The 12,997-nt window shown below is 32.6% G+C and carries 11 protein-coding genes; 7 read left to right on the top strand and 4 right to left on the bottom strand.

From position 1 onward, the window contains the following. Nucleotides 1–65 precede the first annotated feature (65 nt). The 4 genes from jag to rpmH form a co-directional block, all read right to left on the bottom strand. Nucleotides 66–704: an RNA-binding cell elongation regulator Jag/EloR gene (gene jag / locus ABID96_RS00100; RefSeq protein ID WP_192603671.1), complete on the bottom strand. Its 639-nt coding sequence runs from the start codon at nt 702–704 to the stop codon at nt 66–68. Beyond that, on the bottom strand, nt 701–1,468 hold the full coding sequence (gene spoIIIJ / locus ABID96_RS00095) for a YidC family membrane integrase SpoIIIJ (RefSeq protein ID WP_192603705.1): 768 nt from the start codon (nt 1,466–1,468) through the stop codon (nt 701–703). The genes jag and spoIIIJ overlap by 4 nt, the downstream gene beginning before the upstream one ends. Nucleotides 1,469–1,528: 60 nt before the next feature. Continuing rightward, on the bottom strand, nt 1,529–1,909 hold the full coding sequence (gene rnpA / locus ABID96_RS00090; RefSeq protein WP_088001660.1) for a ribonuclease P protein component: 381 nt from the start codon (nt 1,907–1,909) through the stop codon (nt 1,529–1,531). A gap of 143 nt (nt 1,910–2,052) precedes the next feature. Further along, entirely contained in the window at nt 2,053–2,187 is a 135-nt protein-coding gene (rpmH, locus tag ABID96_RS00085; RefSeq protein WP_056467137.1) for a 50S ribosomal protein L34, read from the bottom strand. Between the two features lie 834 nt (nt 2,188–3,021). Between rpmH and dnaA the strand changes: the two genes are divergently transcribed. From dnaA to ABID96_RS00050, 7 genes are all read left to right on the top strand, one after another. Next, nucleotides 3,022–4,368, top strand: a complete 1,347-nt coding sequence (gene dnaA / locus ABID96_RS00080) for a chromosomal replication initiator protein DnaA (protein WP_088001662.1) — start codon at nt 3,022–3,024, stop codon at nt 4,366–4,368. A 156-nt stretch (nt 4,369–4,524) separates the two neighbouring features. After that, nucleotides 4,525–5,670, top strand: a complete 1,146-nt coding sequence (gene dnaN / locus ABID96_RS00075; RefSeq protein WP_192603672.1) for a DNA polymerase III subunit beta — start codon at nt 4,525–4,527, stop codon at nt 5,668–5,670. Between the two features lie 223 nt (nt 5,671–5,893). After that, a complete protein-coding gene (yaaA, locus tag ABID96_RS00070; RefSeq protein ID WP_088001666.1) occupies nt 5,894–6,112 on the top strand; it encodes a S4 domain-containing protein YaaA in 219 nt (72 codons plus the stop codon). A gap of 17 nt (nt 6,113–6,129) precedes the next feature. After that, entirely contained in the window at nt 6,130–7,251 is a 1,122-nt protein-coding gene (gene recF / locus ABID96_RS00065) for a DNA replication/repair protein RecF (RefSeq protein WP_192603673.1), read from the top strand. A 115-nt stretch (nt 7,252–7,366) separates the two neighbouring features. After that, nucleotides 7,367–9,286, top strand: coding sequence for a DNA topoisomerase (ATP-hydrolyzing) subunit B (gene gyrB, locus ABID96_RS00060; protein ID WP_192603706.1), 1,920 nt, complete (start codon nt 7,367–7,369; stop codon nt 9,284–9,286). Between the two features lie 72 nt (nt 9,287–9,358). Continuing rightward, the gene (gene gyrA, locus ABID96_RS00055; protein WP_483300330.1) at nt 9,359–11,839 is read left to right on the top strand and encodes a DNA gyrase subunit A; all 2,481 of its coding nucleotides are present in this window, start codon (nt 9,359–9,361) and stop codon (nt 11,837–11,839) included. A gap of 85 nt (nt 11,840–11,924) precedes the next feature. Continuing rightward, nucleotides 11,925–12,965 (top strand): HD-GYP domain-containing protein, encoded by a 1,041-nt coding sequence (locus ABID96_RS00050; RefSeq protein WP_192603675.1) that lies wholly within the window; start codon nt 11,925–11,927, stop codon nt 12,963–12,965. Nucleotides 12,966–12,997 lie beyond the last annotated feature (32 nt).

Genomic DNA, 12,997 nt, shown 5'->3' with positions numbered 1-12,997 from the left:
AACCCTACAAAAGTACAAGTAAACTTAAATACCTAAAGAGCACTCATCAAAAAAACCAACTAAGGTTAGTCCTTAATTGGTTTTTTGATATCAATAACTAATTGACGATATGGATCTTGACCTACTGACTTAGTAGAAATATTCGGCATGTCAGTTAGTATATGGTGTATTATTTTTCTTTCAAAAGAAGGCATTGGCTCTAATGAAACAGCCTTCCTTGTTTTTAAAACTGTCTGTGCAGCTTTTTTGGCTAATATTTCTAGTGATTCTTTACGTTTTAAACGATAATTCTCAGCATCAACTACAACATGAATTAATTGCTTTGAATGACGATTTACATAAGTTTGCACTAAAAACTGAAGTGCATTTAAAGTATTACCTCTTTTCCCGATAATAAGAGCTACTTTATCTCCTTTTATAGTAAATAAAAGAGATGGCTCTTTTTTATCTTGAAAATCGTAATCAATTTGGGCTGTTTCATCTAAACATGTAACGATATTTGAAATATAGTCAAAAGCTTTTTCTACTAAAGTTTTCTTTTTTACAACTAAAACTTTAGCTGGCTTTGAACCAAATCCCAAAAATCCTTTTTTCCCATCTTCTAATACTTCAATTTCTACTTCTTCTTTTGTTGAACTAAGTTGCTGAAGTGCATTTTGAACTGCTTGTTCGATTGTTTGACCAGTAGCAGTTACTTCTCTCACTTACTAGCCCCTCCTACATTGTTTTTTTGATCTGGCGTATTACCAGTTCTATTTACAAGTAATGTTTGAACGATCATAAATGTATTACCAACTACCCAATAAAGCGCTAATGCTGAAGGTAAATTAATTGCAAATACTAAGATCATGATCGGCATAACATAAAGCATGATTTTCATTTGTTGTGCCGCAGGACCAGCCATTGTATTAGTATTCATTGATACTTTCTGTTGGATAAATGTAGTAATCCCAGCAATAATCGGTAAAGCATAGATTGGATCAGGGTGACCTAATTGGAACCATAAGAAATCATGTGCTTTAATTTCCATTGTTCTCATAATTGCATGATAGAAAGCAATTAAGATCGGCATTTGAATGAAAATTGGTAAACAACCAGATAGTGGATTAACACCATGCTGTTGATACAATTTCATTGTTTCTTCATTTAATTTTTGAACTGTTTTTTGATCTTTAGAAGAATATTTTTCTTTAAGTTTTAACATTTCAGGTTGAATTGCTTGCATTGCTTTCGTACTTCTAATTTGTTTGATCATTAATGGTAATAATGCTAAACGAATTAAAATTGTTACGACAATAATTGCCATACCATAGCTACCACCGAAAATATTAGCTACCGTTGTAATTAGCCAAGATAATGGATAAACAAAATACTGATTCCATATCCCAGTACTTTCAGGTGTGATTGCTTGGTTTGTTTGTGAACATCCAGCTAATACTACTACTAAGAAAAGAATTGCAACTAGCATTTGATACTTCTTAGTCTTCAAACTAGTTCCTCCTTTAAGTTGTTACAATTAAATATGTAATTACTTAATTTGTTTTTTATCTGTTTTATGTTTTGAATCACGAATTTTCAGCGCTTCTGCCCTTTTTAATACGTGAATTAAACTTTTTTTAAATTCATTAAAAGGTAGTTCAGTACATGGTTTTCTAGCGATCACTACATAATCCATTTCTATTTGAAGATCATCGCTAAGTTCATGAAGAGCTTGTCTAATATAGCGCTTAATATGATTTCTTACTACAGCATTACCTAACTTCTTACTTACAGATAATCCGATTCGATATTGCTGTTGATCTTCTTTCCTTAATGTATAGATTACGAATTGTCGGTTCGCAGTAGATGTACCTTCTCGAAAAACGCGACTAAAATCTTCGTTCTTTTTTATTCTGTTTTTCTTGTTCATGTTTTACTGACACCTCTAAAGATTCCTTCAATTATCATACCAATATTTTCATAAAAAATGAGGCCTTTTTTACTTACAAAATGTGACATTTAAAGCAAAAAAAGGCCTTCTAATTAGCGAAAAAGACCACTGTTGACAGTGGCCTACGCAGATAATACTTTTCTACCTTTACGACGACGAGCAGCTAGAACTTTACGTCCATTGGCAGTGCTCATACGGCTACGGAAACCATGTACTTTACTGCGTTTACGCTTGTTTGGTTGAAATGTTCTTTTCATTATATGACACCTCCCTGAGGAATTACTGTAATAGACAGTCCTATAAATTATAAAGAATAAATGGTCAATATGTCAATGTAAGATATTAAATCATCTTTATTTTTTACAATTATATATATAAGAATGACTGATCCCATACGTTTTCATGTTTAAAAATTTTCTTTCTCTATATCAAGTACTTTAAAAAAGCTTGTCGTTTCTGATTTATGAGCACTAACTTTTTATCTCCAATTAACTTCTTCATTAATGATCTAGTACAGATTACTTTATAAAGAAAAAACTTTTACTTATATCTTTTCCCCTCCGCTCATTTATAAACAAAATAATCATCTAAAAACGAGGGTGTCGAAAGATTTTTTTCCCCTAAATTTATATGTATAAAAAAATAGCTATAAATGGATTACTTCACCTTTACATAAAATTGTTAAATACGCTGTGGATAAGATTTATCAACAAAATTTTTACTCACAACACTTATTGACAAGTTTTGCACAAGCTACTTTTCTGTGGACAATTTTCTTAAACAAGTGGATTAGCATGTGGATAACATGAACTACTCATTGAAATACCTAAAGTTTTTTGATATCATTAATTTGTTTTCCTCTTATGGACAAGTCGATTTTAATATTTAATTGTCCACAACTGTTAATAACTTGTGGACAGGTTTTACACTTATGCTAATTTAAAGTTATCCACATAGGTGAATTCTGTCAAATAAAGTGGGATTTTGCAGATAATTGATTTAGGGCATATACAACGAAATGTATAAAAATTACAGATTGAATATAGTGCTTGTACAAAACTTATACACGTCTTGTAAGGAGGGATTATTCTTTGGAGAATATAGGGGATCTTTGGTCCAGGGTTCTATCAGAAATAGAGAAAAAGATAAGCAAGCCAAGCTTCGAAACATGGCTCAAATCAACAAAAGCATTCTCATTAAAAAACGATACTTTAACCATTATTGCGCCTAATGAGTTTGCACGTGATTGGCTAGAATCAAAGTATTCTTCTTTAATCATGGATACAGTTTTAGAAATTACTGGAGCAGAATTAGAAATTAAGTTCATCCTTCCTCAAAACCATATTGAAGAAATAGAAATGAATATTCCTGCTGTTAAAGAAAAGGTTAAATATGATGAACCAGTTGAATTCGGACAAAGTATGTTAAATCCAAAATATACTTTTGATACATTCGTTATCGGATCTGGAAATCGTTTTGCTCACGCGGCCTCATTAGCTGTTGCTGAAGCGCCAGCAAAAGCATATAACCCTTTATTTATTTATGGGGGAGTAGGATTAGGTAAAACCCACTTAATGCATGCGATTGGACACTATGTACTTGAACATAATCCCAATGCAAAGGTAGTTTATCTATCTTCTGAAAAATTTACGAATGAATTTATTAACTCAATTCGTGATAACAAAGCAATTGAATTTAGAAATAAGTACCGCAATGTAGATGTACTACTTATTGATGATATTCAATTTTTAGCGGGAAAAGAACAAACACAAGAAGAATTTTTCCATACTTTTAATACTCTACATGAAGAAAGTAAGCAAATTGTCATTTCAAGTGACCGACCACCTAAAGAAATTCCTACACTAGAAGATCGTCTTCGCTCACGATTTGAATGGGGCTTAATAACAGATATTACACCTCCTGACTTAGAGACAAGGATCGCCATTTTACGCAAAAAGGCGAAAGCAGAGGGCTTAGATATACCAAATGAAGTCATGTTATATATTGCAAATCAAATTGATACGAACATCCGAGAATTAGAAGGTGCTCTAATACGTGTTGTGGCTTATTCTTCATTAATCAATAAAGATATTAATGCTAGTGTTGCTGCTGAGGCATTAAAGAATTTAATTACGGCTTCAAGACCGAAAACATTATCAATTCTTGATATTCAACGTACTGTGGGAGAGTTTTTTAATATTAAATTAGAAGACTTTAAAGCTAAGAAGCGTACTAAATCAGTGGCCTTTCCTAGGCAGGTAGCAATGTATCTTTCAAGGGAGCTTACAGACCATTCTTTACCTAAAATAGGAGAAGAGTTTGGTGGTAGAGATCATACAACAGTTATTCATGCACACGAAAAGATATCGAAATTGGTTGAAACTGACTCACAACTTCAATCTCAAATTAAAGAGATCAATGAAAAATTAAATCAGTAGATACTTGAAACTGTGCATAACTTTCTGTTTTTTTTACACAGTCTATCCACATGTTGATAGACTTATTTTTCTTTACTAAATTAGGGTTATCCACAAATTAACAGGCCCTACTACTATTACTATATTATTTTATAAAATATATAAGGAGTACAAAAAATGAAATTTACAGTACAAAAAGATCATCTTGTTAAAGCTGTACAAGATGTAATGAGAGCTGTTTCATCTAGAACAACAATTCCAATTTTAACTGGTATAAAATTAGTTGTTACAAACGAAGGTTTAACTTTAACTGGTAGTGATTCAGATATTTCTATTGAATCTTATTTACCAAATATTGTAGATGATCAACAATTAGTAGATGTAAAACAACCAGGGAGTATCGTACTTAATGCTAGATACTTTAGTGACATTGTAAAAAAGTTACCTGCTGACTTTGTAGAATTAGAATCAGATAGTCATTATGTAACAACAATAAGAGCTGGAAAAACAGAATTTAGTTTAAATGGCTTTGATGCAGAAGAGTATCCATTACTTCCTCAAATTGAAGAACATGAAACAATTTCTATTTCTGCTGATCTACTTAAATTTATGATCCGTCAAACTGTATTCGCGGTATCTACATCCGAAACACGACCAATTTTAACGGGTGTAAATTGGAAAATAGAAAATGGTGAACTGACTTGTATTGCTACTGACAGTCACCGCTTAGCTTTAAGACAAGCTAAAATTGACAATAATGCATTAACAAATGAGTTTAAAGCAAGTGTCGTAATTCCAGGCAAAAGCTTAAATGAATTAAGTAAAATTCTTGATGATAACAATGAAAAAGTTGATATCGTATTAACAGAACATCAAGCACTATTTAAAACAAAGCATATTTTATTCTTTACTCGATTACTTGAAGGAAATTATCCTGATACTTCAAAATTGATTCCAAGTGAAAGCAAAACGGAACTAACTGTAATGACAAAAGAGTTTTTACAAGCGATTGACCGTGCTTCTCTACTTGCAAGAGAAGGTAGAAACAATGTTGTCCACTTAGAAACAAAAGGTAATACACTTGTAAATATTTCTTCTTATTCTCCGGAAATCGGTAAAGTAGTAGATGAGATTGCTTGTGAAGATATAAAAGGTGAAGAGTTAAAAATATCATTTAGTGCGAAATATGTAATGGATGCATTAAAGGCAATCGAAAGTCCTGAAATCTATATTCAGTTTACAGGAGCAATGAGACCATTTTTAATCCGTACAGTTAATGATTCAAGAACATTGCAATTAATTTTACCTGTTCGCACATACTAGTTAGTAAATTCTACCTAAAAGGGGCTGACCTACAGAATGTACTAGCAACCTCCACTGTTTTGTAGAATAATTTATATTTTTTCTACTAAAAGTCTTTTGGAGAGTGCAAAGTACAAGTGGGTCAGTCTTTTTTTACTGTTACAATAGAAAATATGGGATTCCTATTTTTTTTCTGTTAGAAGTTTAGTACAATTAAGAAATGGATATTTGAGGGTGATGAAAAATGAAAAATGAAAAAGTTAAAATAAATACAGAATATATTACACTTGGGCAGTTTTTAAAATTAGCGGGTGTAATCGATACAGGCGGAATGGCAAAGTGGTTTTTATCTGAACACGAGATTTTTGTAAATAATGAGCCTGAAAATAGAAGAGGTAAAAAATTAGTTGTAAATGACACTATTTCTATTACAGGAATTGGTACGTATATTATTACTTCATAAGTTCTGGGGGAATCCCATTGTATATTAAAGATTTACAATTAAAACATTTTCGTAATTACGAACAACTTCAATTAAATTTTCAAAATAACGTGAATGTTATTATTGGAGAAAATGCACAAGGTAAAACAAATTTAATGGAATCTATCTATGTGCTAGCTTTAACAAAGTCACATCGTACGAGCAACGACAAAGAAATGATACGTTGGGATGAAGAGTATGGTACAATAAAAGGTACGTTACAAAAGAAAAATCAACATGTATCACTACAACTAATCCTCTCTAAGAAAGGTAAGAAAGCGAAGCTAAACCATCTTGAACAGATGAAGTTAAGTCAATATATAGGCGTAATGAATGTCGTTATGTTCGCACCAGAGGATTTACACTTAGTAAAAGGTAGTCCACAAGTGCGTCGTAAATTTCTTGATATGGAATTAGGACAAGTATCGCCAGTTTACCTACATGAATTAAGTCAATATCAAAGAATCCTCCAACAACGAAATTCACTACTTAGAACCTTACAAACGAGTCGGGATCGAAATTATTTAATGCTTGAAGTACTTACTGCTCAGTTAGTGAAACATGCAGTGAAAATAGTTGAAAAGCGAATTTCGTTTATCAAATTATTACAAGATTGGGCATCGCCAATTCATAGTCAGATTTCTAGAGAGACTGAAAAACTAGAAATTATATATAAACCAAGCATTAATGTATCAGATTTAACAGATTTGACGAAAATGGAAGAAGAGTACATAAAACAATTTGAAGCTGAAAAAGAGCGTGAAGTATCAAGAGGTACTACACTACTTGGTCCACATCGAGATGATTTAGTTTTTATGGTTAACGACAAAAATGTTCAGACTTTTGGGTCACAAGGACAACAGCGGACGACTGCTCTTTCATTAAAGCTAGCGGAGATTGAACTAATCAAAGAGGAAGTAGGCGAATATCCTATCCTTTTACTTGATGATGTTCTTTCAGAATTAGATGATTTTCGTCAAACACATTTATTAAATGCTATTCAAAATAAAGTGCAAACTTTTGTAACTACTACAAGTGTCGACGGCATTCAACACGAAACGATAAAGCAAGCGAACATTATAAATGTTTCACATGGAACAATTATTAGTAATGTTGATTAAGTAAATTTTACGACATTTTTTATTTAGAAATTTCTACTACGCCGCCTAAAAAGCATAGCTGAAATTTGTTAGTTCTTTTATGTAAAATAAGAAAAGTAGGTGAGTGTTCATGACAATGGATCAAAAAATGCAAGAACATAATTATGATGAAAATCAAATACAAGTTCTAGAAGGTTTAGAAGCCGTTCGTAAAAGACCAGGTATGTATATCGGATCTACAAGTGGAAAAGGTTTACATCACTTAGTATGGGAAATTGTAGATAATAGTATCGATGAGGCTTTAGCGGGTTATTGTGATGAAATTAACGTTATTATAGAAGAAGATAATAGTATTACTGTTAAAGATAACGGTAGAGGAATTCCGGTTGGTATTCATGAAAAAATGGGAAGACCTGCACTTGAAGTTATCATGACAGTGCTACATGCTGGGGGTAAATTCGGCGGTGGCGGTTATAAAGTATCAGGTGGGTTACATGGTGTAGGTGCTTCAGTAGTTAACGCCCTTTCTACAATGCTAGAAGTTCATGTACATCGTGATGGGAATATTTATTATCAACAGTTTGCAAAAGGTGTTCCAGTAGCTGATATGAGTATTGTTGGTGAAACAGAAATAACAGGTACGATTACACATTTCAAACCTGATAATGAAATTTTTACAGAAACAACAATTTATGAATTTGATACGCTAGCAAATCGTTTACGAGAATTAGCCTTTTTAAATAGAGGTCTCCGTTTAACAATCGAAGACCGTAGAGAAAACAAACAAAAGAAAGAGTACCACTATGAAGGTGGAATCAAATCTTATGTTGAACATTTGAATCGTTCAAAAGAAGTTATTCATGAAGAACCGATTTTTGTTATTGGTGAAAAAGATGGAATAACTGTAGAGATTGCTCTTCAATATAACGAAAGCTATACAAGTAATATCTACTCATTTACGAATAATATTAATACCCATGAAGGTGGTACACATGAAGTTGGATTTAAAACTGCCTTAACAAGAGTAATTAATGATTATGGTCGAAAAAATGGATTAATTAAAGAACAAGATAGTAATTTATCAGGTGAAGATGTCCGTGAAGGATTAACTGCGATCGTATCTATTAAGCATCCAGATCCTCAATTTGAAGGGCAAACAAAAACAAAGCTAGGTAATAGTGAAGTTCGTACAATCACTGAGCAAGTTTTTGGTGAGAAGTTAGATAAATTCTTATTAGAAAACCCTACTGAGGCTCGAAAAATAGTTGAAAAAGGTTTAATGGCTGCAAGAGCACGTATGGCTGCTAAAAAAGCACGTGAATTAACTAGAAGAAAAAGTGCACTAGAAGTTTCAAGTTTGCCTGGGAAATTAGCAGATTGTTCTTCAAAGGACTCTTCAATAAGTGAAATTTATATTGTAGAGGGTGACTCAGCCGGAGGAAGTGCTAAACAAGGACGAGATAGACATTTCCAAGCTATTTTACCTTTACGTGGAAAAATCATTAACGTAGAAAAAGCTCGTCTTGATAAGATTTTATCTAATAATGAAGTACGTTCAATGATTACTGCATTTGGTACAGGGATTGGTGATGACTTTGATATTGAAAAAGCTCGTTATCACAAAATTATATTGATGACGGATGCCGATGTTGATGGAGCTCATATCCGTACTTTATTGTTAACGTTCTTGTACCGATATATGCGTCAAATAATAGAGAGCGGATATATATATATTGCTCAACCGCCTTTATACAAAATTCAACAAGGTAAGAAAGTACAATATGCCTATAATGATCGACAAATGGAAGAAATACTTTCGAATTTATCTGCTGTTCCAAAACCAGTTATTCAACGTTATAAAGGTTTAGGAGAGATGAACCCTGAGCAGTTATGGGAAACAACAATGAATCCTGAAACTAGAACTTTACTTCAAGTAAATCTTCAGGACGCTATCGAGGCAGATGAAACGTTTGAAACATTAATGGGTGAAAAAGTAGAACCTAGACGTAACTTCATTCAAGATAACGCTAGATATGTTAAGAATTTAGATATTTAATAAGTAAATATGAAAGGGGCTATTATGCTCCTTTTCCTACATAGAAACGTAAAATAAAGGGAGGTGCCGATGTTGAACGAAAATCAACAAATCAAAGAAATCAATATAAGTAATGAGATGCGTAATTCCTTCCTAGATTATGCAATGAGTGTAATTGTCTCGCGTGCATTACCAGATGTACGTGACGGTTTAAAACCTGTACATCGAAGAATTTTGTACGCAATGAATGATTTAGGCATGACGGCTGAAAAAGCTTATAAAAAATCAGCTCGTATCGTTGGTGAAGTAATTGGTAAGTATCATCCACATGGTGACTCAGCAGTTTACGAAACGATGGTTCGTATGGCCCAAGATTTTAACTTCCGTTATATGTTAGTAGATGGCCATGGTAATTTTGGTTCAGTAGATGGAGACGCAGCAGCGGCAATGCGTTATACAGAAGCTAGAATGTCTAAAATATCAATGGAACTAATTCGAGATATAAATAAAAATACAATAGACTTCCAAGATAACTATGACGGTTCTGAGAGAGAACCAATTGTATTACCAGCCCGTTTTCCTAATTTACTTGTAAATGGTGCTACAGGTATTGCGGTTGGTATGGCAACTAATATTCCACCGCACCAATTAGGCGAAATAATCGATGGTGTACTTGCTTTAAGTAAAGATCCTGAACTTACTACTCAAGAACTTATGGAATATGTTCAAGGACCTGACTTTCCTACTGCTGGAATGATTCTAGGAAAATCTGGGATTCGTAAAGCTTATGAAACTGGTAAAGGATCTATTATTATCAGGGGTAAAGTTGAAATTGAAGAAAAAGCTAACGGAAGACAAACAATTATTGTTACTGAATTACCATATCAAGTAAATAAAGCAAAACTAGTTGAACGAATTGCGGAACTGGTACGCGACAAAAAAATTGAAGGTATTACAGATCTTCGTGATGAATCTGACAGAAATGGTATGCGAATTGTCATTGAAGTAAGAAGAGATGCAAATGCCAATGTTTTATTAAATAATTTATATAAACAAACTGCTATACAAACTAGTTTTGGTATTAATCTTTTAGCACTAGTTAACGGTGAACCTAAGGTTTTATCTTTAAAAAGCTGCTTAAAGCATTACCTAGATCATCAAATTGTAGTTATTAAACGAAGAACTAAATTTGAATTAGAAAAAGCAGAAGCACGTGCACATATTTTAGAAGGCTTAAAAGTAGCTTTAGATCATTTAGACGCAGTAATTAGCTTAATTAGAGCTTCTCAAACAGGAGAAATTGCTAAAAATGGTTTAATGGAAACATTCTCTTTATCAGAAAGACAAGCTCAAGCTATTTTAGATATGAGATTACAACGTTTGACTGGATTAGAACGTGAAAAAATCGAAGAAGAATATCAAGAATTAATTAAATTAATTGCAGAGTTAAAAGCTATTCTTGCAGATGAAGAGAGAGTCCTTGAAATTATCCGTGAAGAGTTAACGCAATTAAAAGAGCAATACAACGATAAACGAAGAACTGCAATTGTTCCTGGTGGAGTTGAAATGATTGAAGATGAAGATTTAATTCCAGTAGAAAATATCATTGTTAGCTTAACTCATAATGGATATATCAAACGTTTACCAATTTCTACTTATCGTTCTCAACGTAGAGGTGGCAGAGGTATTCAAGGTATGGGAACAAATGACGATGATTTCCTAGAACACTTACTAACTACTTCTACGCATGATACGATATTATTCTTTACAAACAAAGGAAAAGTATACCGTTCTAAAGGTTATGAAATCCCTGAATTTAGCCGTACAGCTAAAGGGCTGCCAATTGTAAACTTACTAGAAATTGATAAAGATGAAAGTATAAATGCAATCATCCCAGTCAGTGAGTTTTTAGATAACTGGTATCTGTTCTTTACGACAAAACTTGGTATTTCAAAGCGTGTTCCATTATCCGCTTTCGCAAATATCCGCACAAACGGGTTAATCGCAATCAATCTAAGAGAAGATGATGATGTAATTTCAGTCCGTTTAACAGATGGAACTAAAGATATTGTTGTCGGAACTTCTAAAGGTATGATGATTCGATTTAACGAAGAAGATGTAAGATCAATGGGAAGAACAGCTACAGGTGTTAAAGCAATTACACTTTCTGACGATGATTATGTAGTAGGAATGGAAGTAGTTGAGGAACACTTAGATATTCTTGTTGTTACAGAACTAGGTTATGGTAAACGAACTTCTCAAGAAGAATACCGTATTCAAAGTCGTGGCGGTAAAGGTCTAAAAACACTTAACGTTACAGATAAAAACGGAAAGATGATTTCTCTAAAATGTGTAAGTGATGAAGAAGACTTAATGTTAATTACTGAATCTGGTGTAATCATTCGTATGCCAATCGAGCAAATTTCTCGACTTGGACGAGTTACACAAGGGGTAAAACTAATAAGATTAGATCAAGAAGGTCATGTTGCTACAGTAGCCATTGCTGCTAAAGAGGATGAAGAAGATCCTTCTATACTTGAAGACTCAGAAGAGATCGAAACAACAGAAGAATAATACTTTAAGGTAATCCTATGACAAAAAAAGAGAGAACAGATTTATTGTTCTCTCTTTTTTAAACTGATAATACGGGGGATAACTAATGAAAGTGCGTACGGAAATGTTAAGGGAAGGCTGGATTATAAGTAAACCAGTTTTAGCAAATACAGAAACTCCTATAGTTGACGTGGGAAAACAATTAACAACTTTCGATATTGATTTAATCCGAGCTTTTCTAATAAATGAAATTGAAGTTGATATTGCACAAAAAAATGAATCGAATGCTTCTGAGTCAAAAAATGATAATACTTCATTAGAATTTATAAGTATTTATCAAGAAGCTATGAAATTGTATCGTACTCACTTTGTTAGTTGGGAATCTGGGGGACCTCTAAATATAGTAGAGTTTAGAAAAATCTTAATCCCATTAATCGACTATATTGAAAATACGACGATTAAAAAAATACCAAGGCCTAGTGTTACTTTAAAAGATGATAAAGATAAGATCGTTCATCACAGTTTACTATGTACACTTCTTTCTACGCTTATTGCACAAAAACTTAACTATTCAAAAGGTGACATTATTCAAGTAGGTGTATCAGCAGCTCTTTGTAATGCTGGATATGCTAAATATCATTTTAAAAGCATTCAGCAATTAGAAAATAGTCCTGATTATAAAAACCATCCAATGCATAGTTATCGTATAGTAGAAAAGGTTCAGTTCTTACGAGATCAAATGAAAATAGCTATACTTCAGCATGAAGAAAGATTAGATGGAAGTGGATATCCATTAAAGTTAAAAGCAACTCATATTAACGAATATGCTTCAATACTTGGGGCAAGTGCTTATTTCTTTAACAAAGTTTTATTTTCTAATGAGGATTTAAATGATTTTCAAATTATCGAACACTTAAATAAAGAATGCTTCGGTAAATTTCATCCAACTGTTATTGATTCAATTAATCAAATTGTTATCAATTATCAATTAGGAGATAAAGTTTTATTATCTAATGGTATAATTGGCAAAATTGTATACCAATCACGTAACGAAATAACAAGACCGGTTGTGAAAGAAGAAAACAGCGATCGAGTAATTGACCTAACTAAAGAGAGAAAAGTATTTATAGAACAAATATTATTGTAGAAATTATTATAAGATATAAAATATTGAAATGA

The organism is Gottfriedia sp. OAE603, assembly GCF_040543965.1.
In the GTDB taxonomy this organism is placed as follows: Bacteria; Bacillota; Bacilli; order Bacillales; family Bacillaceae_G; genus Gottfriedia; species Gottfriedia solisilvae.
This window is presented reverse-complemented; position numbering and strand designations above follow the sequence as displayed.